Origin of the sequence: Azospirillum baldaniorum (assembly GCF_003119195.2) — a bacterium.
GTDB lineage: Bacteria > Pseudomonadota > Alphaproteobacteria > Azospirillales > Azospirillaceae > Azospirillum > Azospirillum baldaniorum.
In genome coordinates this window covers 634,532-659,246 of record NZ_CP022254.1, presented here as the reverse complement: position 1 = coordinate 659,246, position 24,715 = coordinate 634,532, and the positions used below count along the sequence as shown (strand labels likewise).

The window sequence follows — 24,715 nt, the reverse complement described above, 5'->3', positions numbered from 1 at the left end:
ACGATCCGGGCGGGACGGTAGCCCCGCCCGAATTTACTTAATTTTTACTTGAGATCCTTCTGGATCTGTTCATACAGGCCGGCCGACCACTTGGGGAACTGGGTGTAGACGACCTTGGTGGCCTCGCGGAACGGCGCCGGGTCCGGCTGGATCACGGTGACGCCGGTCGCCTTCATCTTCTCGATGAACTCGGCGTCCTGCTCGGCGGCCAGCTTCTGGCTGTAGAGGCCGGCCTCGTAGCCGGTCTCGTGGACCATCTTCACGACGTCCGCCGGCAGCTTGCTGAAGAAAGCCTCACCGCCGACCCACACCGAGGTGTTGGTCAGATAGCCGACGAGGCTGAGATACTTGGCCTGCTCATGCAGCTTGGCGCCGTACAGCACCGAGATCGGGTTCTCCACGCCGTCGATCAGGCCGGTGGTCAGGGCCGGATAGACCTCGCCCAGCGGCATCGGCGTCGCGGTGGCGCCCATCGCCTCGATCGTCTTGATCTGCATCACGTTGTTCGGGACGCGGATCTTCATGCCCTTGAGGTCTTCGGGCGTGTTGATCGGCTTCTTGGCGAGGATGTGGCGCACGCCGTACAGGTAGTTGGACATGACGATGTGCACGCCCTTCTTGCGCAGCCCCTCGTCCTTCTTCTTGAACCAGTCGCTCTCGTAGATCTTGAAGAGCTTCTGGGGGTCGTCGGTCAGGTACGGGCCGAACAGAACGCCGAGGTCGGCGTCGTAGTCCTGCAGGAAGCCGACATCGGTCAGGGTGATGACGTTCATCCCCATCATCGCCTGTTCCATCACGTCCTTCTTGGCGCCCAGCTGGGAGCTGGGGAACAGCTTCAGGGTGACCTCGCCCTTGCTCTTCTCCTTCAGGAGGTCGGCCCAGTGATGCATCACCCGGTCGAGCGGCTCGCCCGGGTTGTTCTCATAGGCGACCATGATCTCGGTCTTGGCCATGGCGCCGGACGCGGCACCGATGGACAGCACGCACGCGGCAAGGGCAGACGCCAAAAAGCGCTTCATTGTTATTTCCTCCATAGTGGATGCCGGAGAGCCCGTCTGTGGACGTGGCCCATGGACAGGTCCCGCCGAACATGGCCGGACCCGGCGGCGGAACCGGCATGTCCCGCCGTAGCAGTTCTGAGGGTGACGGCGCCCGGCCGGCGCCGCCGGAAGGGTCAGCGCTCGATCATCACCTTGACCGTGGTGTCGCGCTCCTTCGCCCAGTAGGGCAGGGCCTTATCGGCCTCCTCGAAGGGGAAGACCTTGGAGATCAGGTCGTCGGGGGCGTGATCGAGCGTTTCGAGATAGTGGATGACGGCCTGGAAATCCTCGGAGGTCGCGTTGCGCGACCCCATGATGTCCAGCTCCTTCAGGTTGAAGAACTGCGTCTTGTAGGATACCGGTTCCTTGGCGTAGCCGATGTAGACGACGCGGCCGGCGAAGGACACGAGGTCGATGGCCTGGGTGAAGGTGGCCGGCAGGCCGACCGCCTCAATCACCACGTCGGCGCCGTCGCCGTTGGTCAGCTCGGCGATGCGGGCGGCCACATCCTCTTTGCCGGCGTCGATGGTGTGGGCGGCGCCGTAGCGGCGGGCCAGACCGGTCTTCGCCTCGCCGATGTCCACGGCGATCACCGTGGCGCCGCGATGGACGGAGCCGGCGATGGCGCCCATGCCGATCATGCCGCAACCCAGCACCAGAACGGTGTCGGCCGCCTCGACGCGACCGCGCGCCGCGGCGTGGAAGCCGACCGACAGCGGCTCGACCAGCGCCAGATGGCGCGGCGCCAGCGTGTCGTTCAGGATCAGCTTGCCATAGGGCAGGACGATGCGTTCGGCCAGTCCGCCGTTCTGCTGCACGCCCAGCGTGCGGTTGCTGCGGCAGGCGTTGACCCGGCCCTTGCGGCAGGACGGGCAGGTGCCGCAGGCGGTGTAGGGAATGACGATGGCGCGCCGGCCCACGGTGTACTCGGCCGGAACGCCCTCACCCACGGCGGCGATCTCGCCGCCGATCTCGTGGCCGGGGATGCGCGGCAGGGAAACCAGCGGATTCAGCCCCTTGAAGGTGCTGAGATCGCTGCCGCACAGGGCGACGTGGCGGATGGCCAGCAGCACCTCGCCGGGGCCCGGGGTCGGCTCCGCCACCTCGTGGATCGCGCAGACGTCCACGCCTTCGATCATCAGTGCTTTCACAGGTGATGTCCTTTTTTAGGAAGCGGACGTGTTCAGGACGTGGGCGTAGCCGACGGCTGCGCCTCCTGGTTGAACACGCTCTCGCTGAAATGGAAATGTGCGTTGCTGGCCTCGACGGCCTTCTCGACGGAGCGTTCGCGCAGCGCTGCGATGATCTGGCGATGATAATCGACCGTGGTCGGCCCGATCACGGCGTTGCTCTTGCCGATCTCCATGTAATAGATCATCGGCTGCGACATCGCCTGATACATCTTCTGCAACATGGAGTTGCGGGACGCGGCGACGATGGCGGCATGGAAGCGGAAGTCCACCTCCGCCGCTTCGCGCACCGTCAACTGGTGCTCCATGTCTTCGGCAAGGCGGTTGAGTCCATCGATCTCCGCATCGGTGATGTGCCGGACCACTTCGGGCAGCACACCGATCTCGATGATACGGCGGAACTGCAAGACTTCCCGGCAGGTTTTGACGCTGCGGTCAAAACATTGATCGAGAATACGGAACATCGCCTCGATGTCCGGCTTGCTGGCGCGCGGGCCGCGCTGCGTCTTTTCGACCAATCCATAGGCTTCGAGGAAGATGATGACTTCGCGGATGGTGTTGCGACTGACGCCGAACCGTTCGGCCAGCAGGCGTTCATTCGGAAGCAGATCGCCGGGCTGGTAGCGCTCGGGGATCTCCTTGCGAAGCTCTTCGAAGATGGCCTTGACGGTTGAGACGCCGTTCATGATCGCGCCGCCTGAGTTTGGTCCAACAATTGGACAACTGATGGCAAACGATAGCACCGTGCGGCGGCGCACGAAACGGCAAAGAGAGTCATGAAATGTTGAAAACAGCGCTGCTAACGCACGATGCAAAACGTAGCGCACGCTTTGAGGGAAAAAACGAGAAAATCACTGTTTTGATTCGCGCAAATAGAGGGGGTTTGCAGGCCCGCTGCAAACCTGGCCTTCGGCGGGGGACAGCGCTGACGGATTGAAGGTGGCCATCACTGAGGGGGTGGCGGTGATGGTCGGGCCGGACCTGAGCCCCCGGCTTCCCCGAGTGCTGCCGCACTGGGAGCCGTCGGACGTGACGCGCGCTCCATCTCGCCCTCACGCACCGGATCGTTGCGCAGGTTGACCGGCAACGTGCGGATAGTGAGACCGGGCGGCGCTCCCATAAGCCTGATCTCTTCCAATGCGAGATCGAGCGCAAGCCCCCGTCGAATGGCCGTGCGTCGGTCGCCCGTCCTGAGCGACATCTCGTATGTCGTCCGATGATCACCGCAGGGAGGAACGCGCGGGCAGCGTCGCCGCCAATACCAGATTCCGGAGCTCAGGGGGAGTTAGGCTAGCTTCGCCACGCTCGATCACTTCAGGCTGGCCGGGGTGCGCAATGCGCGACGGCGTTGCGGGTCAGTTTCGCACACGCCCGACGTTGCGGGGTGCGCGCAGACCGTAAGTCCCTGAAAGTACTGGCTGTTTGGAGAAAGTGGTTGGGGGACTAGGATTCGAACCTAGGCTGGCGGAGTCAGAGTCCGCTGTCCTACCGCTAGACGATCCCCCAGACCTTCACCGGGAGTGGCGCTGCGCCGCGTCCCGTCGTGGGCCGCCCTTTTAGCAAAGCGGGCAGGGCTTGTATAGCCCTTTTTTCGCCTCTGGCACCTTGGTGTGAGCGCGCGGACACAAATCAATGCCATTCGTGGGCTTTCGCTGGGACGTGAAACCGGGTTAAGATGACTCCCTTAAGCATGGCGGGGAGGAGACGTGGACCTTCAGGTGCACAGTGAACGGCAGAACGACACCGGACGGTTGCGTTCGTCGGCCCCTGCGCGCCCGGTCTTCGCGGCCCTCGATCTCGGAACCAACAATTGCCGTCTGCTGATCGCACGCCCGATTCCCGGCGGCTTTCGCGTCATCGACGCCTTCTCGCGGATCGTCCGGCTGGGTGAAGGGTTGACCCGCAACGACCGGCTGTCCGACTCGGCGATGGAGCGCACACTCGCCGCCCTGAGAATCTGCGGGTCCAAGATCGAGCGTCGCGGCGTCACCGCAGCGCGTGCCGTGGCGACCGAAGCGTGCCGCCGTGCCCGGAACTGCAGCGAGTTCGTCGATGCGGTGGAGCGGGAGACCGGCATCGCCATAGAGATCATCTCCAGCCAGGAGGAAGGGCGTCTCGCGCTCGCCGGCTGCGCGTCGCTGCTCGATCCGAACGTCCCCTATGCGGTGGTGTTCGACATCGGCGGCGGCTCGACCGAGCTGATGTGGCTGGCGGTGGAGCGCGGGCGTGCCCCGCGCATCCTTGATCAGACCTCCATCCAGTGCGGCGTCATCGGGCTGACCGAGCAGTTCGGCGGTGCCGACGCTGACCGTGGCATGTACCGGCGCATGGTGGAGGAGGTGGCGTCGGCCATCGCCTCCTTCGAAGCGCGCAACGGCATCCGGGAGCGGGTGCTGGCCGGGCAGGTGCAGATGCTCGGCACCTCCGGCACGGTGACGACGCTGGCCGGGGTGCACCTCGGCCTCTGCCGCTACGACCGGCGGGCGGTGGATGGCAGCTTTCTGCGCATCGACCACGCCCGCGCGGTCATCGAACGTCTCGTCGCGCTGGACTTCGACGGGCGGGCGCGGCATCCCTGCATCGGACAGGACCGCGCGGATCTGGTGATCGCCGGATGCGCGGTGCTGGACGCGCTGTGCGACTGTTGGCCGGTGGAGCGCCTGCGCATCGCCGACCGCGGCTTGCGCGAGGGCATCCTCGTGGAGCTGATCGGGTCGACGCGGCAAATCTATTAAGGAAATGTGAGACCATGGTTGGAAAGCCTCCGTCCTCCTCGACGCCGGGTGGGCGCCGCGCCACCGTCCGCGTGAAGTCCGCGGCCAAGCGCACGACCTCCTCGGCCCGCTGGCTGGAGCGGCATCTGAACGACCCCTACGTGCACGAGGCGACGAAGCGCGGCTTCCGCTCCCGCGCCGCCTTCAAGCTGCTCCAGCTCGACGAGAAGTTCCATCTGCTGGGGCCGGGCAAGCGCGTGGTCGATCTCGGCGCCGCCCCCGGCGGCTGGACCCAGGTGGCGGTGGACAAGGTGCAGACCGCGCGCGAGGGCTGGAAGGTTGTCGGGCTGGACATCCTGCCCATGGACCCGGTGCCCGGCGCCACCACCATGCAGGCCGATTTCCTGGAGGAGGGTGCGGCCGAGCGGCTGAAGGAGGCGCTAGGCGGCCCCGCCGACGTGGTGCTGAGCGACATGGCCGCCCCGACCATCGGGCACCAGTCCACCGACCATCTGCGCATTATGGCGCTGGCCGAGGCCGCCTACGACTTCGCGGAGGAGGTGCTGGCCCCCGGCGGGGCGTTCGTCGCCAAGCTGTTCCAGGGCGGGGCGGAGAAGTCGCTGCTGGAGCGGCTGAAGCGCGATTTCACCACGGTGCGCCACGCCAAGCCGCCGGCCAGCCGTGCCGAATCCTCCGAAACCTATGTGGTCGCCACCGGTTTCCGTGGGGCCAACATGAACGACTAGGTCCACCTCCGGCTGCGGCCCGTTCGCGCAGGTCATGGCTGGCTTGCGCGGATGAGGCCCGGCACACGACAGTTTGTGGTTCAGGCGCCTTCACAAGCCCACGGTCTTGTGTATAGTGCGCCAAATTTTTTTCCGGCCCCTTTTTATCTCCCGGGAGACCGCCGATGGCCCGCTCGTCCACGATCCGCGAAGCTCTGACCTTCGACGACGTCCTCTTGGTTCCGGCCGAAAGTTCGGTCCTGCCGAACGAGGTGGACACCCGGACGCGCCTGACCAAGACCATCGAACTGGGCATCCCCCTGATGTCCTCCGCGATGGACACGGTGACCGAAAGCAGCCTCGCCATCGCCATGGCCCAGGCTGGCGGCATCGGCGTGGTCCACCGCAACCTGACCATCGAGCAGCAGGCCGAGGAGGTCCGCAAGGTCAAGCGGTACGAGTCCGGCATGGTGGTCAACCCGATCACCATCACGCCGGGCCAGACGCTGGCCGACGCGCTCCAGCTCATGGCCGACTACCGCATTTCCGGCATCCCGGTGGTGGAAAGCCATGATTCCCGCGGCAGCGGCAAGCTGGTCGGCATCCTGACCAACCGCGACGTCCGCTTCGCCACCAACCCGAACCAGCCGGTCAGCGAATTGATGACCAAGGACGTGGTGTCGGTGCGCGAGGGCGTCAGCCAGGACGAGGCCAAGCGCCTGCTGCACCAGCACCGCATCGAGAAGCTGCTGGTGGTGGACGAGGCTCATCGCTGCATCGGCCTCGTCACGGTGAAGGACATGGAGAAGGCCCAGGCCTATCCCAACGCCTGCAAGGATGCCCAGGGCCGCCTGCGTGTCGCCGCCGCCACCGGCACCGGCTCGGACGGGCTGCGCCGTGCCGAGGCGCTGTTCGACGCCGGCGTCGACGTTCTGGTGGTCGACACCGCGCACGGCCACTCGCTGAAGGTGCTGGATCAGGTGCGCGCCGCGCGCAACATGTCCAACTACACCCAGGTGATCGCCGGCAACGTGGCGACCGCCGAGGCGGCGAAGGCGCTGGTCGATGCCGGCGCGGACGCCGTGAAGGTCGGCATCGGCCCCGGTTCCATCTGCACCACCCGCATCGTGGCGGGCGTCGGCGTGCCGCAGCTCACCGCCATCATGGACGTGGTGGAGGCCTGCGAGAAGATGGGCATCCCGGTGATCGCCGACGGCGGCATCAAGTTCTCGGGCGACCTCGCCAAGGCCATCGCGGCGGGCGCCAGCGTGGCGATGCTGGGCAGCCTGTTCGCCGGCACCGACGAGAGCCCCGGCGAGGTCATCCTCTACCAGGGCCGCTCCTACAAGAGCTACCGCGGCATGGGCTCGGTGGGCGCCATGGCCCGCGGTTCGGCCGACCGTTACTTCCAGCAGGAAGTGTCGACCATGAAGCTGGTGCCGGAAGGCGTCGAAGGCCGCGTGCCCTACAAGGGTCCGGTGTCGGCGGTGATCCACCAGCTCGTCGGCGGCCTGCGCGCGGCCATGGGCTACACCGGCAGCCAGTCGATCGCCGAGATGCAGACGAAGTGCGAGTTCGTCCGCATCACCAACGCCGGCCTGCGCGAGAGCCACGTCCACGACATCACGATCACCAACGAGTCGCCGAACTACCGTCAGGGCTGATCGGGCGCTCCTTTGGGGTTGAGGGTCGAGAAGGCGAGGGGACGCTCCCCTCGCCTTTTTCATGTCCACGTTTCAGCGTTTCTCTGTCAGCGGTTGGCGGCGAAGTGGCTGAACAGCGCCACGCTGGCCGCGACGGTGGCGTTGAGGGATTCCACGGCGCCCGTGGTCGGGATGGACAGGCGCTGGACGGGCAGGGCGGCGGGAATGCCCTGGCCTTCCTCGCCCAGCACCAGACGGACGTCGCGCGGCCAGCGGTAGCCCGCCATGTCGGCGCCACCGGCGTCCAGGGCGACCAGCGGCCCGGCGGCCCGGTTCACATCCTCCCACCGGCCGCCGCGCAGCAGGGTCAACTCGAACTGGGCGTTCGATGCGGCGCGCAGGCATTTGGGATGGTAGGGGTGTGCCGCCCCGTCGAGCAGGATCACCCGCCGGGTGCCGAAGGCAGCGGCGCTGCGCAGCAGGGCGCCGAGGTTGTTGGGGTCGCCGAGCGCGCAGATCAGCTCCAGCCCTTGCGGCGGTAGCGACAGGTCGATCAACGGCGTGTCCGGCACCGTGCCGACGAGCAGGGGAAAGCCGGTGCCGGAGGCGTCCAACGTGCGGAACAGGGCGGGGGCGAGCTGGACGATCTCCAGCCCAGCGGGCAGGCGCCAGCCCTCGGCCTGCGCCGGATCGGTGACGAGCAGGGTGGAGAAGCGCTCCGGCCAGCGGGCTAGCGCCTCCGGCACCGTCTTCAGTCCGGCCAGCAGGAACTTGCCCTGTTTCTTCAGGCCGCGGCTGTCCAGAAGCGCCTCCCACAGCTTGAACTGTGGATTCTGCGGGCTTTCGATCAGGCGCGGCGGGCGGGTCATGCGGGACGGGCTTTCCAGGGCGGGCGGTCGTCGTGATCGTGGACCTTACGGCGCGGGGCGCCGCGTTGGGAAGGGGCATCAAAGGCCTTTGCCTGGGTTGGCCTTGATAGCCCTCTCCCCTCTGGGGAGAGGGTGGCCCGGAGGGCCGGTGAGGGGGTTCCGCATAGCGGAACGTCCGGCAAAAGTGCACCCCCCTCACCCCAAACCCTCTCCCCAGAGGGGAGAGGGAGCTTCGGAGGCGGGAGCCGCGCCACCGCCTGTTCTCCCACCGCCTTCCCGCTGCTATCATCGCGGAACCACGGAAAGGCGATCCCCATCATGCTTGCGCTGCGGCCCAACTGCGAATGCTGCGACCGGGATTTGCCCCCGGACTCCCGCGATGCCTACATCTGCTCCTTCGAATGCACCTTCTGCGGTGACTGCCGGGATGGGGTGCTGAAGGGACATTGTCCGAACTGCGGCGGCGAACTGGTGCGGCGGCCCGTCCGTCCGGCGGCGAAGCTGGTCAACAACCCAGCCTCGATGCAGCGGGTGCTCAAGGCCGACGGCTGCCCACCGGCGTTCTGAACGGGCATCAATCCAGGGGCCGGCCGAGGAACAGCAGCGCTCCCCGCTGGGTCGCGGCGGTGAAGCCGGCGCGCTGGTAGAAGCTGACGTTCCGCGCGAAGACCCCGGTCACCAGATGCAGGCCGGGCAGACCATCGGCACGGCAGTCCTCCGCGAAGCGGTCCACCAGCGCCCGCCCGATCCCATGATCACGAAAACCGGGCCGGACGTTGACGTGGAGATGGGCAGGGAAGGCGGCGAAGCGGTCGGCGAAGACCTCGTATTTCGGGATGATGCGGGCGAGGTCCACCGCTCCGGCGCTGTCCTTGCAGCCGGTCAGATAGCCGATGACGGCGCCGTCCTCGGCCAAGGCGAACCACACGTCGTCCGGCGCCCGCTCCACGTACCAGCCGGTCCAGGTGCGGAAGAAGGCGTCGCGCTCCGCCGCCGTGGCGAAGTCCTTGCGCAGCGTGGACAGGAAGAAGATGTCCTCCAGCGCGGCGAGGGCGGCCTCCCGGTCGGGCAGCTCCGGCAATCGTACCAGCATCGGCGACCAGACCTCAGCGGCGTTGCGCCAGCGTGAAGGAGGTGGTGCGCGGCGCCAGCATCGTGTAGCGGCCCTTGGCCTTCATCACGCCGGCGCCCTCCGCGGCCTCCGCCCCATGGCCCCAGAACAGGTCGCCGCGCACCGCCCCCTTGATGGCGCCGCCGGTGTCCTGGGCGACGACGAGGCGCTTGATCTCGCCCTGCGGCACCGGCGCTTCGCGCACGTCCAGCCACAGCGGCACGCCGAGCGGGACGTAGCCCGGGTCCACGGCGAGGCTGCGGCCCGCCGTCAGTTCCATGTTGCGGGCGCCGCGCGCGCCGACGTCGGGGCGGAGCTGGAAGAAGACGTAGGACGGGTTCAGGTTCATCACCCGCTTGGCCTCGCCGGGATGCTCGGTCAGCCAGCGGCGGATCAGCGGCATGGTGACCTGCTCCGGCGTGGCGTAGCCGATGTCGATCAGGTGCCGCCCAATGGGGACGTAGCGGTGGCCGTTCTGCCCGCCGTAGCCCAGAGCCACCACCGACCCGTCGGTCATCCGCACCCGGCCCGACCCCTGGATTTCCAGGAAGAAGGCGTCGATGGGATCGTCCACCCACAGGATCTCCAGCCCCTTGCCCTTCAGCGCGCCGTCGGTGATGCGGGCGCGGCTGGGCAGGCCGCGCTTGGTCCGCTTCGGCGCCTTGTAGAGGGGGACGTTGTAGCGTTCGGTCCGGGTCCAGCTTCCGCGCAGTTCGACCTCGTAATAGCCGGTGAACAGACCCTCCTGCCCCTCGGACAGGGCGACGGGGATGAAGTGATCCTCGAAGAAGCGGCGGGCGGTTTCCGGCTCGGCGGCGGGCAGGCCGCGCAACGCCTCGCAGATCGGGCGCCAGTCCGACGTGGTGCCGGCGGCGGGGTTGGGGCCGAGCGGCTTGCCGGCCGGCTGCGAGGCCACCCAATGGCAGGTGCGATGAAGGGCGGGCAGGGCCTGCGCGTGGTCGTCGTCGATCCAGCCCGGCAGGCCGCGGAAATCCGCGGAGACCTTCTCCATCCCCGGCCGCCAGGACGCCGCGGTGACGCCGCCGCCCGGTCCCGATCCGGTCGCCGCGTCGCCCGCACAGCCCGCCAGCAGGCCGAACGCAAGAAGGGTGGAGACGCGCGCCAACGCACGCGCCATGACACTGCCGACCGCAGCCGTCATCGCGGACCCCGCACCAGATTTCAAGAAGACGCCGAAGAAGAGGGAGCGCTGGACTTGCCGCCCGCAAGAGAGCCAGGGCAAGAACAACTACCCCTTTTTTGCCTCATTCATGGGATTGCGGTCAACCGCTCTTCGCGCGGATGGTTTCGATCAGGCCGTCTTGTCACAGGGCGCGCGCCTGGGACGGCGACTCGAAAGGCTGCCGCGCGTGCGCGGGGGATGACAAGCGCCCCCCGCTCGGGTTATCGAGCAGGGAATCTATCCGAGGACCATCCCATGACCCCCGCCGCCCGCCTTCAGGCGGTCATCGACCTGCTGACCGAGATCGACGAAACCCCGCGCCCCGCCGACGCGGTGATGAGCGCCTATTTCCGCGCCCGCCGCTACATCGGGTCGAAAGACCGCACCGCGGTGGCGCAGACGGCCTACGCGATCCTGCGGCGGCACGCCCGGCTGTGCTGGTGGCTGGAGCGTCAGGGCCATCCGCCGACCCCGCGCGCCCGCGCGCTCGCCAACGAGATCCTGGCCGAGGGCAAGGCCGCCGCGACGGTCAAGGCGCTGTTCGGCTCCTCCAAGTTCGCCCCGGACCCGCTGGCGCCGGAAGAGGCGAAGCTCGCCAACGAGTTGGACACCCACACGCTGGACCATCCGCAGATGCCGGAAAGCGTGGCCGTGGAATGCCCGCCCTGGGCCGAGGAGCCGATGCGCGCCGCCATGGGCGACCGCTTCGCGGTGGAGATGCGGACGCTGCTGGACTCAGCGCCGCTCGACCTGCGCATCAACCCGGTGAAGGCCAACCGCGAGAGCGCGATCAAGGCGCTGGCCCGCGCCCAGATCACGGCGACGCCGACGCAGTGGTCGCCGCTGGGCCTGCGCGTCCAGGGTCGCCCGCCGCTGGGCGCCGTGGACGCCTTCAAGGACGGTCTGGTCGAGATCCAGGACGAGGGCTCGCAGCTCGTGGCGATCGCGGTGGCGCCGAAGCCGGGGCAGCAGGTGGTGGATTTCTGCGCCGGCGCCGGCGGCAAGACGCTGGCCATCGCCGCACTGATGAAGAACAAGGGCCGCGTCGTCGCCTGCGACGTGCTGGCCGGGCGCCTGAAGCGCGCCGCCGAGCGGTTCCGCCGCGCCGGTCTGCACAACATCGAGGCGCACCCGCTGTCCAGCGAGCGCGACCCCTGGGTGAAGCGGCACAAGCGCAAGTTCGACCGCGTGCTGGTCGACGCGCCGTGCAGCGGCACCGGCACCTGGCGCCGCAACCCCGACAGCCGCTGGCGCCAGCTCGGCCCCGGCCTGGCGGAGCTGGTGCCGCTCCAGGCGAACATCCTGGACAGCGCGGCCCGGCTGGTGAAGCCCGGCGGGCGGCTGGTCTACGCCACCTGCTCCCTGCTGCCGGACGAGAACGAGAAGCAGGTTGCCGCTTTCCTGGAAACCCACCCCGACTTCACCGTTCTGCCGGTCGCCGAGGTCTGGGCGGAGGAAGGCGCAGGCACCCCGCCCGCCGAGGGGCCGTATCTGCGCCTGACCCCGGCCCGCCACGATACCGACGGCTTCTTCGCCGCCGTGATGGTGCGCAAGGCGGAGGAGGACGCCGAGGCGGAGGTGGACCGGATGGCCGAGGCTGATCCGGCGCCTTCAGAAGGGTAACATCGGCGGGGAGAAGCTTTCCCGGTGGGATGCGTCAGGCCGGCGGTGTGTCGCCGGTCGGCGCGTTTCCGGTTTGCGGCTTTCCCGTTCCGGCCTTCAGGGCTTCCAGCAGGCCGCTGGCAACCGTGTTCTGGCTGTCGCTGGCGTTTCCGGCAACCGCGCCCAGGACACCGGTTCCGCCTTTCGACGCGCCCGACGCAAGGGCCGATTGGAGCATGGACAGCGCCGCCTGCGCGTTGCCGGGGTCGCTCGAAGCCGGTTTGCTGACGGTATCCGGCGGCGATGGGGTTTCGGCGTCAGGCTTGCTCGCGACGGCTGGCGTCTCCGTGGCAATTTTGCTTTCCGCGGCGGGCGCCGGGGTCGGAGCGACGCCATCGGCCTTCGGGGGAGCGGATTTGGACCCGATGCCGGGAATGTCCACGGTTTCCGCGAATGTCTGGAACGCGTTGCCGAAGACGGTCCGGTCGAAGCCGAGGTCCTGGAGCTTCTGCTCGGCCGCCTCGCCGTCCGGCGCGTACAGTTCCGCGAAGCCGGCGTCCTCCCCCATGGAGGCCAGCGCGGATTTGAAGCCCTGCATGTTTTTCGTGAATCCGCTGGCGTCGCTGAGAATGGCCGTCTGGTCGGTCGGCTTTCCATAGGCGCCGCGGGTCGCCGCGATCTCGCTCTTGAACGCGTCCTGGACCGGCTTCAGGCGTTCGTTCATCTCGTCCATCGAAATGTCGCCGCGCTGCTGGGCTTCCTGAATCTCCTGGGTTTTGCGCCCGACCTCAGACAACGCACCCGACATCCGGCTGCCGTAGGCCTGCAGTTTCTGCCAGGCGGCCTCCGAGTCGGCCAGCCGCTGCTTGTCCTCGTCGTCACGGGGGCGTTCGGAGACGTAGCGGTTGAAGGTCGCCTTGGTCGCCATCGATTTCAGCCCGGTCACGGCGTCTTCGGCGCTGATCTTGCCGGAGTTGACGAGCCCCTCCAGCATGCCGCGCGCCTTTGAGTCGAGTTGCTTGAACACATCGGCGGCGGTGCCCGTCAAGGCCTCCCCAAGCTTGCTCACGGACACGGCATCCGTCTTTCCAGCGCTTCCGACGCTTGAGGATTGAGTCCCTGAGGAGCCGGCTCCGGACTGTACAGGCTTCCAGTATCCGCCGGCGGACAAGTGAAGAGAGGAACTGATTGAGCTGCTGGTCATTGATCCGCCTCCTGACCGTCATTACCCATCATTCTCGGGCCTCCACATGGAAGAACGGAAAATATAATCCCAAATTAATGATCATTGTATCTCCTTTATGCTATGCAATTATTGACAATATGATTGTGGACTGTTCTGTGATGCAAATTAATGAAGGATGCTATTTAATTTTTGCGCGATGGATTTGTGAGATTGGCAGCGGAAGAGGTGAGCCTACCGGTAGTCGAAAGCCCCCTTGTCAATCAGACGACGGACCGCGTCGCCGAAGGCGGCAAACGGACTTAGGTTGATGCCGAGATCGGCGATCTTCTTTGACGCATCGTCACCACCATCCTCAATGGCGAGGAAGTAGGCGTTGGCCTGAGCATCCCTGCTCGTCGCCGGGGAGGGCGATGCCGAAGGTTTGTCGACGCGGATCGGAGAATTGTCCGGCTGCATCGGCGTGTCGGACCGGCGCTGGCCGCGCTGAAGGAGCACCGCTCCGCCGAGAGCGCGGTTGGCGGCCTCTGAATCGAGATCGACGGTGGCGACATCGACACCGGACTGCGCGAAGCCGATGCGTTTCAGACGTGTCGTCAAGCCCTTCGCCACCTCATCGCCGGTCAGAGTGCCGGCGCGCACGGCGTCGTCCAGTTTCCGACGGTCCTCGTCGCCCAGCGCCTCGTTGAACATCGTAAGAGCATTGCCTTTTAGGGCCGTTGCCAGAGCGCTGAGATCCACGCTGTCGCTGGCTCTGCCATTTCGGACGGTCGTCGTGGCGACGGAAGGTGTCGCTGTGTTCGTTGAGCGCGATGCCGATCCAGTTCGGAAATATGCGGGAACATCGGCGGGTGATGTGACGCTTGTCGGAGCCATTGGAAAACTCCATTGATCGATGGTCGATGCCATCGTGGTAAGAAATAGATATTTTGGGTCTGCTGGCTTGGAAGTTTGAGCGAAGATTGATAATGGAATATTAAAGTTCGAATCCTAAGTATTTGTACGCTAATGAACTGTGTGAATACTGTGGTAGAGAGTGACTGGTTGGCGGTCAGGCTCGCGTTGGAAGGTGACGGTTGGCGCCCCGCTAAGAATTTGGCGAAACCAACATGGTAAGAGAGATTGACGGTGGGCGGAAAAAGCGGCGAATGCGCGCCAGCCCAAGAAAGGGCGAGCGCCGCCACTCATGCGGGGACACACGGACCGGCCTGCTGATTTCGTGCGGGTCATACCGCAAGGTTTGCGGTTAGGGTGCGACCTTTCCCCGCATGTTGGAGCGCAATGATGTGGAACACGTCCCGCTGGCGGAGCGCCGCCCTGTCCGCCCTTTTCGTCCTGGGGCTGGGCACCTCCGCCGAAGCGGCTGAGCCGGTCAAGGTCAAGGTGTTCGTCGGCGCCATGTTCGAGATCGGCAAGAACACCGGCGACCGCGCCGGCGAGTTCCAGAACTGGTACGAGCGCTACTGGCAATCCGCCGAGCCGATCGCCGTGAAGGGCGCGCTGAACCCCGTCTACTGCAACGCCGACGGCGTCTGCGGCGCGGTTCTCGGCATGGGCAAGGTCAGCTCCTCCGCCTCCATGCAGGCCATCCTGCTGAACCCGCAGCTCGACCTGTCGCAGGCCTATTTCATCATTTCCGGCGTGGCCGGCACGCCGCCGTCGCGCGGCACCATCGCCGAGGTGAACTGGGCGACCTGGTTGGTGGATTACGATCTGGGCCACCGCTGGGCGCCGGAAGAGGGCAAGCCGGGCGAGCCGACCTTCATGCCGCGCAAGGGCTACGAGTCCGTCCGCCTGTTCCAGATGAACCCGACGCTGGTCTCCTGGGCGATGAAGCTGACCGGCGAGACGCCGCTGAAGGATTCCGACAGCGCCCGCGCCTACCGCCAGCGCTACCCGCAGGACGCCGCCCGGCGCGCGCCCTTCGTCGGCACCGGCACGCACATGACCGGCGACACCTTCTTCCACGGCCCCGGCATGTCCGAGCAGGCGCAGTACATCGCCAAGCTCTACGGCGCCGACGATTACGTCATCACCGAGATGGAGGCCGCGGCGATCACGCTGGTCATCAAGCGCACCTTGGGCTCCGACCGGGTGATGAGCCTGCGCGGCGCGGTCAACTTCGACCAGGGCAACCCGAAGGAGACCACGCTGGAGCATCTCGACCCGAAGCCGGGCGAGACCGCCGGCGGCTTCGCCGAGACGGTGGAGAACGTGGCGCTGGTCGGTGCGCGCATGACCGACCACATCGTGTCCCACTGGGACCAGTGGCAGGCGGGCGTTCCGGCGCTCCCGGCCCAGTAACCCGAAGGTCTGCGGTGCGACAGCCTTCCGTCGCACCGCCCGGCCCTTTCGGCTGACTGGACATGCTCCGGCCCGGCTCCCAGTTGTCACTGGGGTGGGCAACGGGTCCGGAGGTGTCCCATGGATGAAGCGCTGGTGATTCGCGACGCGCGCCCGTCGGACGCGGTGGGCATCGCCAAGGTCCATGTCGCCACGTGGCAATCCACCTATCCGGGCCTCGTCCCCGACACCTATCTCGTCAACCTGTCGGAAGCCGCCGCGGCGATGCGCTGGCACAACGCCGTCCAGGCGCACGGGCCGGGGCAGGGCGCCCTGGTCGCGGTGGACGCTGCGGACTCGGTGGTGGGATTCGCCACCTACGGCGGGCGCCGCATTCCCGTGGAAGGGTACGAGGGCGAGTTTTACGCCCTCTACCTGCTGGACGAGGCGCAGGGGCAGGGGCTGGGCCGCCGCTTGATGGCGACCATGGCCGAGCGGCTCCAGGAGGGCGGCAAGCACACCGCCGTGGTCTGGTGTCTGCGCGACAACCCGGCGCGTTGGTTCTACGAGCGGTTGGGCGGTGTCCGCGTGGCGGAGCGGCCGATCCGCTTCGCCGGGAAGGAACTGGTGGAGATCGCCTATGGCTGGCGCGACCTCGCGCCGCTTGCACGCTTGTCCACGGGCCCCGAAATGCGGTAGTCAGGGGCTTGTCCCCCCGCATCAGGTTGTCGTCCATGTCCGCCGAGCGCGTTCTCATCCTCGATTTCGGGTCGCAGGTGACCCAGCTCATCGCCCGCCGCGTCCGTGAAGCCGGCGTCTATTGCGAAATCCATCCGTTCAGCATGAGCGAGGAGCGGATTCGCGACTACGCGCCGAAGGCGATCATCCTGTCGGGCAGCCCGGCCTCCGTCACCGAAGAGAACGGCCCGCGCGCGCCGGAGGTGGTCTTCACGCTGGGCGTTCCGGTCCTGGGCATCTGCTACGGCCAGCAGACGATGTGCCACCAGCTCGGCGGCACCGTGTCTGGCTCCGACCATCGCGAGTTCGGGCGCGCCTTCATCGAGGTGAAGCAGACCTGCGCGCTGTTCGACGGGCTGTGGGCGGTCGGCTCGCGCGAGCAGGTGTGGATGAGCCACGGCGACCGCGTCACCGCCCTGCCGGACGGCTTCCAGGCCGTGGCGGTCAGCGACGGCGCGCCTTTCGCCGCCATCGCCGACGACGCCCGCCAGTTCTACGGTGTCCAGTTCCACCCGGAGGTCGTGCATACCCCGCACGGCGCGCAGCTCCTGTCGAACTTCGTGCACCGCGTCGCCGGCCTGAAGGGCGACTGGACCATGGCCGCCTTCAAGCAGCAGGCCATCGAGAAGATCCGCGCCCAGGTCGGCAGCGGCAAGGTGATCTGCGGCCTGTCGGGCGGCGTCGATTCCTCGGTGGCCGCCGTGCTGATCCACGAGGCCATCGGCGACCAGCTCACCTGCATCTTCGTCGACACCGGCCTGATGCGCGCCGGCGAGGCGGAGGAGGTGGTGACACTGTTCCGCGACCACTACAACATCCCGCTGGTCCACCGGAACGCGTCCGAGCTGTTCCTGGGCAAGCTGGCCGGCGTCACCGACCCGGAGCAGAAGCGCAAGATCATCGGAGGCCTGTTCATCGAGGTCTTCGACGAGGAGAGCGCCAGGGTCGGCGGCGCGCAGTTCCTGGCCCAGGGCACGCTGTACCCCGACGTGATCGAGAGCGTGTCCTTCACCGGCGGCCCGTCGGTCACCATCAAGTCGCACCACAACGTCGGCGGCCTGCCGGAGCGCATGAAGCTGAAGCTGGTGGAGCCGCTGCGCGAGCTGTTCAAGGACGAAGTCCGGGCGCTTGGCCGCGAACTCGGCCTGCCGGCCGCCTTCATCGGCCGCCACCCGTTCCCCGGCCCGGGCCTCGCCATCCGCGTTCCTGGCGAGATCACCGTGGAGAAGCTGGACATCCTGCGCAAGGCCGACACGGTCTATCTGGAGGAGATCCGCAACGCCGGCCTCTACGACGCGATCTGGCAGGCCTTCGCGGTGCTGCTGCCGGTGCGCACCGTGGGCGTGATGGGTGACGGGCGGACCTACGACCATGTGCTGGCCCTGCGCGCGGTGACCTCCACCGACGGCATGACCGCCGACTGGTACCCGTTCCCGCACGACTTCCTGGCCCGCGTGTCCAACCGCATCGTGAACGAAGTCCGCGGCGTCAACCGCGTGGTCTACGACATCACCTCGAAGCCGCCCGGCACCATCGAGTGGGAGTGATTCACGGCGTTCGCCATCGATAGGGTTTGAACACCGAAGGCCGTCAGGAGCCGCAAAGCTTCTGGCGGCTTTTTTTCTATGCGCAACCATGGCCCGGAAAAGTCCGGTGGAGACGGCTCGAACGCCCTCGTGAGAGCGATGCCATTGCAAACCTCGGCGGCCTTTTTCAACATAAAAATATAGTATTTTACGCTTCTAAAAATCTACTTTCTTAGTAGATTTTATTTGACAGACTGCTCATGGATTGGTGTGATCGAGGTGAAAATCAACCTTGGCGACGCTATTTCGGGAGGCTTCGATGGCAGCGGGTGTGAAACGGGTTGCGTCCACTGCGAGACGGGCTTTTCTCGGCATCACCTTGGCGGCGGGCGTGGCCCTCCTTTCCTCCGGTGGCGCGCGGGCCGAGGCGACGGACCTGACCATCGCCATCCAGTACGGGCTGAGCTACCTGCCGCTGATGGTCGCCAAGAACCACGGGCTGATCGAAAAATACGCTGCGGCGGAGGGGATCGGGCCGATCAAGATCAACTGGCTCGTTCTGAACGGCGGCGTGGCCGCCAACGACGCTCTGCTGAGCGGCAACGCCCAGATCGTCTCGGCCGGCATCTCGCCGCTTCTGGCGGCTTGGGACCGGACACGGGGCGGCATCGGCGTGAAGGCCATTTCGGGCCTGGACTCCTCCGCCTTCTGGATCAACAGCAACAACCCCAACGTCCGCAGCATCCGCGACTTGACCGACAAGGACCGCATCGCGGTGCCGGCGGTGAAGGTCTCCATCAACTCGGTCGTTCTTCAGATCGCCGCGGAGAAGGAGTTCGGGCCGGGGCATCATTATGATTTTGAAGCGCTGACCACGCCGCTCAGCCCGCCGGACGCCACCGCGGCCCTGGTTTCCGGCAAGACGGAAATCACCGGCCACGTCACCACGCCGACCTACGGCACCCTCCAACTCGCCCACCCGAACGTCCACCGCATCTTCAATTCGCGCGACGTGATCGGCGAGGCGACGCTGGTGCTGAGCTACACCACGCAGAAGTTCTACGACGAGAACCCGAAGCTCACCGCCGCCGTGGTGAAGGCGATGGGCGACGGCTTCGCGCTGATCAAGCGCGACAAGGCCGAGGCCGCCCGCATCTATCTGGCGGAGGAGCGCAGCAAACTGACCCAGGACGAGGTCGTGGCGCTGCTCAACAACCCCGACATCAGCTATTCCCAAATCCCGCACAACACCGGTGTGATCGCCGACTACATGCACCGCACCGGCTCGATCAAGACCAAGCCGGCCTCGTGGAAGGACTACACACTCCCGATCCTGCACAGCGAAACGGGGAGTTGATCCATGAGCAGCGACCGTGAACCGCCGGTGGAGTTGATCTGCCTGCCATTTCCCGAGGCCATGGCGCTGTGGCTTCTGATGTCCAATCCCGGCGAGACCGATCCGTCGCTCGACCTCCGGCTTTTGCACACCCTTTCGGTGGTCTTCGTGCTGCTGGCCTTCGGCGCCGTCGCGCTGCTCGCCTGGTTCCACGCGGCATGACTCCAGCCGCTCTCCGTCCTCATCCCCGGTTGTTCGCACCTTCCTTTGCAAAGGAGCCTGTCCGATGAGTCTTCCCAACGGTTTCGACATCAAGCCCATCAACGGCAACATCGGCGCCGAACTGCGCGGCGTTACCCTGTCCGGCGATCTGCATCCGGCGGTGCTGAAGGCGATCCAGGACGCCGTCCATGAGTACAAGGTGATCTTCGTCCGCGACCAGCACCACATCGACGACGCCCGGCAGGAAGCCTTCGGGCGGCTGTGGGGCAGCCTGGTCGGCCATCCGACCGTCCCGTCGCTCGGCGGGACCGAAGGCATCCTGGATGTGGACGGGTCCCGCGGGGAGCGCGCCAGTTCCTGGCACGCCGACATCACCTTCCTCGGCGATTATCCCAGCATCACCATCCTGCGCCCGCATGAACTGCCGGACCGCGGTGGCGACACGCTGTGGGGCAACACGGTGGCGGCCTACGCCGAACTGCCGGAGCCGCTGCGCGAGTTGGCCGACAAGCTGCGGGCGATCCACACCAACCAGTACGATTACGTGGGCGACCGCGGGAACGTCCGTGAGGACGGGCTGAAGCGCTTCAACGAGGTCTTCACCTCCACCGTTTACGAGACGGAGCATCCGCTGGTCTCCGTGCACCCTGTCACCGGCGAGCGCACCCTGCTGGTCGGGCATTTCCTGCAACGGCTGGTCGGCTTTGGCACCTCCGATTCCAACCGGCTGATCGGCATCTTCACCGACCACGCCACCCGTCCGGAAAACACGGTGCGCTGGCACTGGTCGCCGGGCGATGTGGCGATCTGGGACAACCGCGCCACCATCCACCGCGCCGTCGACGATTACGGCGACCGTCCCCGCGTCGTCCGCCGCACGACGGTGGCCGGTGATGTGGTGGTCGGCGTCGATGGCCGTCCCAGTGTGACCCGCGTGCTTGGCCGCAAGCCGAGCCTCGCCGCTTGACGCTCGTCTGGTGCGGCATGGGTGGTCCACGCCTCCCATGCCGCACTGGACCGTCGCGAAGCCGGCCTATGAGTATGTCGGCTTCGCATCTCTTGCGGTCATATATAACAAGATAAAACAGTAATTAATGCCTATTTTCCCTGTTGAATCATTCGTGGAATCATGGTGTCATTTTCCTACTAGAGATTAGGTAAAATTTTCGGAGGTTCGTATGTTCCATCCTGGACGTGTCATCCGCCACGCGCTCTGCGCCTTGGCCGGGCTGGGGCTTGCCGCCGCAGCGTTGGCCGGTCCGGCGGCGGCGGAAGGCCGGATACGGATCGCCGAACAGTATGGGCTGGGCTACCTGCCGCTGCATGTGCTGCGCCACCAGAAGCTGATCGAGAAGCACGGCAAGGAGCTGGGACTCGACGTCACCGTGGAGTGGGTGCAGCTTTCCGGCGGCGCGGCGATGAACGACGCGCTGCTGTCGGACAGCATCGATCTGGGGTCGGCGGGCGTCGGGCCGCTGCTGACCATCTGGGACCGCACCAAGGGCAACGCCAACGTCAAGGCCATCGCCGCCCTGAACAGCATGCCGCTGTTCCTGACCACCACCAACCCGACCGTCAAGACGCTCAAGGACTTCACCGACAAGGACAAGATCGCCCTGCCGGCGGTGAAGGTCGGCGTCCAGGCCCGCGTGCTCCAGATGGCCGTGGAGAAGGAGTTCGGAGAGGGCAAGTTCGACGCGCTCGACAAGCTGACCGTCTCGCTGCCGCACCCCGATGCCACCGCCGCCCTGCTGTCCGGCTCGTCGGAGATCACCGGCCACATCTCCGGCCCGCCGTTCCAGTACCAGCAGCTGCGCGATCCGAAGATTCACAAGGTCTTCAGCTCCTACGACGTGCTGGGCGGGCCGCACACCTTCAACCTGATCTGGGCGAAGGAAGCCTTCCGGACCAAGAATCCCAAGACCTATCAGGCTTTCCTCGGCGCGCTGAAGGAGGCGATGGACGTCATCAACGCCGACCATTCCGTGGCGGCGGACATCTATCTGGCGCAGAACCGGGGCGACCTCGACAAGGCCTTCGTCATCAGCATCCTCGACGACCCGGACAACCAGTTCACCGTCGCCCCCGCCCGCGTCGGGGCTTTCGCCGACTTCATGCACAAGGTCGGCGCCATGAAGAACAAGCCGGCCTCCTGGAAGGACCTGTTCTTCGAAGACCTGCACGGCGAAACCGGGAGCTGAGCCGATGAACGCCTTCACCTATCCCGCCAGCGTGGACACCGACAGCGTGTCCGAACGCCCGCTGCTGGACGTGTCCGGCGTGACGCTCCAGTACAAGACCCGCCGCCATCTGGTGACCGCGACCTACCGCGTCGATTTCCAGGTGTTCCAGGCGGAGCGCTACGTCCTGCTGGGGCCGTCCGGCTGCGGCAAGTCCTCGCTGCTGAAGGCGGTGGGCGGCTTCCTGGCGCCGGTTGAGGGCGCCATCCGCCTGAACGGTCGCACAGTGACCGGGCCGGGGCCGGACCGCATGATGGTGTTCCAGGAGTTCGACCAGCTTCCACCCTGGAAGACGGTGAAGCAGAACGTGATGTTCCCGCTGCTCGCCAGCGGCAAGGCGTCGCGCCGGGAGGCCGAGGAGAAGGCGCTGGACTGCATCGCGCGGGTGAACCTGTCCAAGTTCGCCGACGTGCATCCGCACATGCTGTCGGGTGGGATGAAGCAGCGCGTCGCCATCGCCCGCGCCATGGCGATGGAGCCGGACATTCTGCTGATGGACGAACCCTTCGCGGCGCTGGACGCGCTGACCCGCCGCAAGATGCAGGAGGAGCTGCTCCAGCTCTGGGACGATCTGCGCTTCACCGTGCTGTTCGTCACCCACTCCATCGAGGAGGCGCTGGTCGTCGGCTCGCGCATCCTGGTGCTGTCGCCGCATCCCGGACAGGTGAAGGCGGAACTGAACTGCGACGGCTACGACCATTTCGCGGTGGGCAGCCCGGCCTTCCAGGACACCGCCCAGCGCATCCACACCATGCTGTTCGCCGACGAGGTGGAAACGGTGAAGGGGCCGCGCTCATGACCGGCCTGTCCCTGGCGCCGCGAGGCCGCCGCGTGCCGCCCGTCCGCCCGGAGTATGAACGGACGGTCGCCACCACCGGCCCCATCGGCGACGTGGCCCGCCCGCTGTCCCTGTGGGAGCGGATCGGCAACATCACCGCGCTCCGCCGCTTCGCCGTGCTGGCCGCGGTGGCGCTGATCTGGCAGATCGCCGCGACGTGGCAGAACAACCCGCTGATGTTCCCCACCTTCACCGCCACCATCACGGCGCTGTGGGACGGCATCTGGCGGGAGAACCTGCTGTCGATGGCCTGGGTGTCGCTGTCGGTCCTGCTGAAGGGCTATGCCATCGCCGTTGTGCTGGCCGTGCTGCTGACCAGCTTCGCGGTGTCCACGCGCATCGGCAACGACGTGCTGTCCACCCTGACCTCGATGTTCAACCCGCTGCCGGCCATCGCGCTGCTGCCCATCGCCATGCTGTGGTTCGGGCTGGGCGCGGTCAGCCTGACCTTCGTTCTGGTCCACGCCGTGCTGTGGCCGCTGGCGTTGAACACCCACGCCGGCTTCACCTCGGTGTCGGAAACGCTGCGCATGGCCGGACGGAATTACGGGCTGAGCGGCATCCGCTACGTCGTCACCATGCTGATTCCGGCGGCCTTTCCGGCCATCCTGACCGGGCTGAAGGTCGGCTGGGCCTTCGCCTGGCGCACGCTGATCGCGGCGGAGCTGGTGTTCGGCGTCTCGTCGGGCAAGGGCGGGCTGGGCTGGTTCATCTTCCAGAACCGCAACGAGCTGTACATCGACAAGGTGTTCGCCGGCCTCGTCACCGTCATTCTGATCGGCCTCGTCGTCGAGAACGTCGTCTTCCGCTGGATCGAGACCCACACCGTCCGCAAGTGGGGCATGGTCCGCTAGCAACCAAAACCCCTCTCCCGCCCCGGGAGAGGGAGGGGCCCGCCGCTCTGCGGCGGGAGGGTGAGGGTGTCGGCGAGGATCGGTGCTTCGATCCTTGCGCGACCCTCACCCGCCCGCTTTGCGGGCACCCTCTCCCGGGGCGGGAGAGGGGATTATTCAGCAAGGAAATCCATCCGTGCCTTTCGACAGCAACCTGACCACCGAGCGCCCGACCTTCGTCACGCATCTGGAATGCGCCTACACCGGCGAGCGGTACGAGGCCGACACCGTCCACAACCTGTCCAAGGCCGGCAAGCCGCTGCTCGTCCGCTACGACCTTGAGGGGGTGCGCGGCGCGCTGACCAAGGACGCACTGGCCGAACGCCCGCAGGATTTGTGGCGCTACCGCGAGCTGCTGCCGGTGCGCCGGGTGCAGGACATCGTCAGCCTGGGCGAGGCGGTGACCCCGCTGGTCGCGCTGCCCAAGCTCGCCGCCAAGCTGGGGGCGGCGGAACTGCTGGTGAAGGACGAGGGGCGTCTGCCCACCGGCTCCTTCAAGGCGCGCGGGCTGGTCATGGCGGTGTCCATGGCGAAGGCCTTCGGAATCAAGCACATGGCCATGCCGACCAACGGCAACGCCGGCGCGGCGCTGGCCGCCTACGCGACGCGGGCCGGCATCAAGACGACGATCTTCTGTCCGGAGGACACGCCGGAGGTCAACGTCTCCGAGATCGAACTCCAGGGCGCCACGGTCTACCGCGTCAACGGGCTGATCGACGACTGCGGCAAGATCGTGGGGGAGGGCAAGGCCAAGGCCGGCTGGTTCGACGTCTCCACCCTGAAGGAGCCCTACCGGATCGAGGGCAAGAAGACCATGGGTCTGGAGCTGGCCGAGCAGCTCGGCTGGGAGGTGCCGGACGTCATCTTTTACCCGACCGGCGGCGGCACCGGCCTGATCGGCATGTGGAAGGCCTTCGCCGAACTGGAGGCCATCGGCTTCATCGGCTCCAAGCGCCCGCGCATGGTTGCGGTGCAGGCCGCCGGCTGCGCCCCGATGGTCCGCGCCTACGAGGCGGGGGAGGAGCACGCGCCGCGCTGGCCGGATGCCCACACCATCGCGTCCGGCATCCGCGTGCCGCAGGCGGTCGGCGACTTCCTGATCCTGCGCGCGGTGCGGGAGAGCGGCGGCTTCGCCGTCGCCGTGCCGGACGAGGCCATCCAGGCGGCGCTGGACGAGGCGGCGCGGGAGGAGGGATTCCTGCTCTGCCCGGAGGGCGCCGCCACCTACGCCGCCTACAAGCAGGCGCTGGGCGACGGGCGGGTGGGCCGCGACGAGCGCGCCGTGCTGTTCAACTGCGCGACCGGGCTGAAGTACCCGCTGCCGCCCGTCCATCGGACGCTCGACCGCCACCAGCCCATCGACTATTCGGTGTTCTGAG

24 protein-coding genes and 1 tRNA gene are annotated in these 24,715 nt (G+C 66.7%); 16 read left to right on the top strand and 9 right to left on the bottom strand.

The genetic code is table 11. The features are described 5' to 3' along the window. Positions 1-44: 44 nt before the first annotated feature. From Sp245p_RS17430 to Sp245p_RS17415, 4 genes are all read right to left on the bottom strand, one after another. Positions 45-953: a C4-dicarboxylate TRAP transporter substrate-binding protein gene (locus tag Sp245p_RS17430; RefSeq protein ID WP_244439476.1), complete on the bottom strand. Its 909-nt coding sequence runs from the start codon at positions 951-953 to the stop codon at positions 45-47. A 221-nt stretch (positions 954-1,174) separates the two neighbouring features. Next, positions 1,175-2,179, bottom strand: coding sequence for a zinc-binding alcohol dehydrogenase family protein (locus Sp245p_RS17425; RefSeq protein ID WP_014197440.1), 1,005 nt, complete (start codon positions 2,177-2,179; stop codon positions 1,175-1,177). Positions 2,180-2,223: 44 nt separating this feature from the next. Further along, the gene (locus tag Sp245p_RS17420) at positions 2,224-2,916 is read right to left on the bottom strand and encodes a FadR/GntR family transcriptional regulator (protein WP_014197439.1); all 693 of its coding nucleotides are present in this window, start codon (positions 2,914-2,916) and stop codon (positions 2,224-2,226) included. Between the two features lie 746 nt (positions 2,917-3,662). Continuing rightward, positions 3,663-3,736, bottom strand: a tRNA-Gln gene (locus Sp245p_RS17415). Between the two features lie 200 nt (positions 3,737-3,936). Between Sp245p_RS17415 and Sp245p_RS17410 the strand changes: the two genes are divergently transcribed. From Sp245p_RS17410 to guaB, 3 genes are all read left to right on the top strand, one after another. Beyond that, positions 3,937-4,965 (top strand): Ppx/GppA phosphatase family protein, encoded by a 1,029-nt coding sequence (locus Sp245p_RS17410; protein WP_014197437.1) that lies wholly within the window; start codon positions 3,937-3,939, stop codon positions 4,963-4,965. Between the two features lie 14 nt (positions 4,966-4,979). Beyond that, positions 4,980-5,690, top strand: coding sequence for an RlmE family RNA methyltransferase (locus Sp245p_RS17405; protein ID WP_014197436.1), 711 nt, complete (start codon positions 4,980-4,982; stop codon positions 5,688-5,690). A 164-nt stretch (positions 5,691-5,854) separates the two neighbouring features. Beyond that, positions 5,855-7,333, top strand: a complete 1,479-nt coding sequence (guaB, locus tag Sp245p_RS17400; protein ID WP_014197435.1) for an IMP dehydrogenase — start codon at positions 5,855-5,857, stop codon at positions 7,331-7,333. A gap of 86 nt (positions 7,334-7,419) precedes the next feature. Here guaB and Sp245p_RS17395 read toward each other — a convergent pair whose 3' ends face one another. Beyond that, positions 7,420-8,181: a TrmH family RNA methyltransferase gene (locus Sp245p_RS17395; protein ID WP_014197434.1), complete on the bottom strand. Its 762-nt coding sequence runs from the start codon at positions 8,179-8,181 to the stop codon at positions 7,420-7,422. A gap of 315 nt (positions 8,182-8,496) precedes the next feature. Here Sp245p_RS17395 and Sp245p_RS17390 point away from each other — a divergent pair, with 315 nt between their 5' ends. Then, entirely contained in the window at positions 8,497-8,748 is a 252-nt protein-coding gene (locus Sp245p_RS17390; RefSeq protein ID WP_082188252.1) for a DUF1272 domain-containing protein, read from the top strand. A 7-nt stretch (positions 8,749-8,755) separates the two neighbouring features. Here the strand turns inward: Sp245p_RS17390 and Sp245p_RS17385 are convergent, their stop codons facing one another. Beyond that, entirely contained in the window at positions 8,756-9,274 is a 519-nt protein-coding gene (locus tag Sp245p_RS17385; RefSeq protein WP_014197431.1) for a GNAT family N-acetyltransferase, read from the bottom strand. 13 nt (positions 9,275-9,287) lie between these two features. Beyond that, a complete protein-coding gene (mltA, locus tag Sp245p_RS17380) occupies positions 9,288-10,430 on the bottom strand; it encodes a murein transglycosylase A (RefSeq protein WP_244439455.1) in 1,143 nt (380 codons plus the stop codon). Between mltA and Sp245p_RS34970 the strand changes: the two genes are divergently transcribed. Both Sp245p_RS34970 and Sp245p_RS17375 read left to right on the top strand, forming a co-directional pair. Then, positions 10,429-10,677 carry a hypothetical protein gene (locus Sp245p_RS34970; RefSeq protein WP_162471578.1) on the top strand — a complete coding sequence of 83 codons (249 nt, stop codon included), beginning with the start codon at positions 10,429-10,431 and terminating at the stop codon, positions 10,675-10,677. The genes mltA and Sp245p_RS34970 overlap by 2 nt on opposite strands. A gap of 53 nt (positions 10,678-10,730) precedes the next feature. Next, the gene (locus Sp245p_RS17375; protein WP_109138707.1) at positions 10,731-12,098 is read left to right on the top strand and encodes an RsmB/NOP family class I SAM-dependent RNA methyltransferase; all 1,368 of its coding nucleotides are present in this window, start codon (positions 10,731-10,733) and stop codon (positions 12,096-12,098) included. A gap of 34 nt (positions 12,099-12,132) precedes the next feature. Here the strand turns inward: Sp245p_RS17375 and Sp245p_RS17370 are convergent, their stop codons facing one another. Together Sp245p_RS17370 and Sp245p_RS17365 are read right to left on the bottom strand one after the other, a co-directional pair. After that, positions 12,133-13,125 carry a hypothetical protein gene (locus Sp245p_RS17370; RefSeq protein WP_129557188.1) on the bottom strand — a complete coding sequence of 331 codons (993 nt, stop codon included), beginning with the start codon at positions 13,123-13,125 and terminating at the stop codon, positions 12,133-12,135. Positions 13,126-13,494: 369 nt separating this feature from the next. Then, positions 13,495-14,001, bottom strand: a complete 507-nt coding sequence (locus tag Sp245p_RS17365; RefSeq protein WP_129557187.1) for a hypothetical protein — start codon at positions 13,999-14,001, stop codon at positions 13,495-13,497. Positions 14,002-14,544: 543 nt separating this feature from the next. Between Sp245p_RS17365 and Sp245p_RS17360 the strand changes: the two genes are divergently transcribed. The 10 genes from Sp245p_RS17360 to Sp245p_RS17315 all read left to right on the top strand — a co-directional run bounded on the left by Sp245p_RS17360 (position 14,545) and on the right by Sp245p_RS17315 (position 24,714). After that, a complete protein-coding gene (locus Sp245p_RS17360; RefSeq protein WP_014197425.1) occupies positions 14,545-15,564 on the top strand; it encodes a purine-nucleoside phosphorylase in 1,020 nt (339 codons plus the stop codon). Positions 15,565-15,684: 120 nt separating this feature from the next. Next, positions 15,685-16,242, top strand: coding sequence for a GNAT family N-acetyltransferase (locus Sp245p_RS17355; protein ID WP_014197424.1), 558 nt, complete (start codon positions 15,685-15,687; stop codon positions 16,240-16,242). Between the two features lie 35 nt (positions 16,243-16,277). Further along, on the top strand, positions 16,278-17,828 hold the full coding sequence (gene guaA / locus Sp245p_RS17350) for a glutamine-hydrolyzing GMP synthase (RefSeq protein ID WP_014197423.1): 1,551 nt from the start codon (positions 16,278-16,280) through the stop codon (positions 17,826-17,828). Positions 17,829-18,198: 370 nt separating this feature from the next. Then, on the top strand, positions 18,199-19,164 hold the full coding sequence (locus tag Sp245p_RS17345; protein ID WP_014197421.1) for an ABC transporter substrate-binding protein: 966 nt from the start codon (positions 18,199-18,201) through the stop codon (positions 19,162-19,164). Between the two features lie 3 nt (positions 19,165-19,167). After that, positions 19,168-19,365 (top strand): hypothetical protein, encoded by a 198-nt coding sequence (locus tag Sp245p_RS17340; protein ID WP_014197420.1) that lies wholly within the window; start codon positions 19,168-19,170, stop codon positions 19,363-19,365. A 64-nt stretch (positions 19,366-19,429) separates the two neighbouring features. Then, on the top strand, positions 19,430-20,332 hold the full coding sequence (locus tag Sp245p_RS17335) for a TauD/TfdA dioxygenase family protein (protein WP_014197419.1): 903 nt from the start codon (positions 19,430-19,432) through the stop codon (positions 20,330-20,332). A gap of 211 nt (positions 20,333-20,543) precedes the next feature. After that, positions 20,544-21,566, top strand: coding sequence for an ABC transporter substrate-binding protein (locus tag Sp245p_RS17330; RefSeq protein ID WP_014197418.1), 1,023 nt, complete (start codon positions 20,544-20,546; stop codon positions 21,564-21,566). Between the two features lie 4 nt (positions 21,567-21,570). Then, on the top strand, positions 21,571-22,404 hold the full coding sequence (locus tag Sp245p_RS17325; protein ID WP_014197417.1) for an ABC transporter ATP-binding protein: 834 nt from the start codon (positions 21,571-21,573) through the stop codon (positions 22,402-22,404). Then, positions 22,401-23,297 (top strand): ABC transporter permease, encoded by an 897-nt coding sequence (locus tag Sp245p_RS17320; RefSeq protein WP_014197416.1) that lies wholly within the window; start codon positions 22,401-22,403, stop codon positions 23,295-23,297. The genes Sp245p_RS17325 and Sp245p_RS17320 overlap by 4 nt, the downstream gene beginning before the upstream one ends. A gap of 175 nt (positions 23,298-23,472) precedes the next feature. After that, positions 23,473-24,714 carry a threonine synthase gene (locus tag Sp245p_RS17315; protein WP_014197415.1) on the top strand — a complete coding sequence of 414 codons (1,242 nt, stop codon included), beginning with the start codon at positions 23,473-23,475 and terminating at the stop codon, positions 24,712-24,714. The last annotated feature ends 1 nt before the right edge of the window (position 24,715 follow it).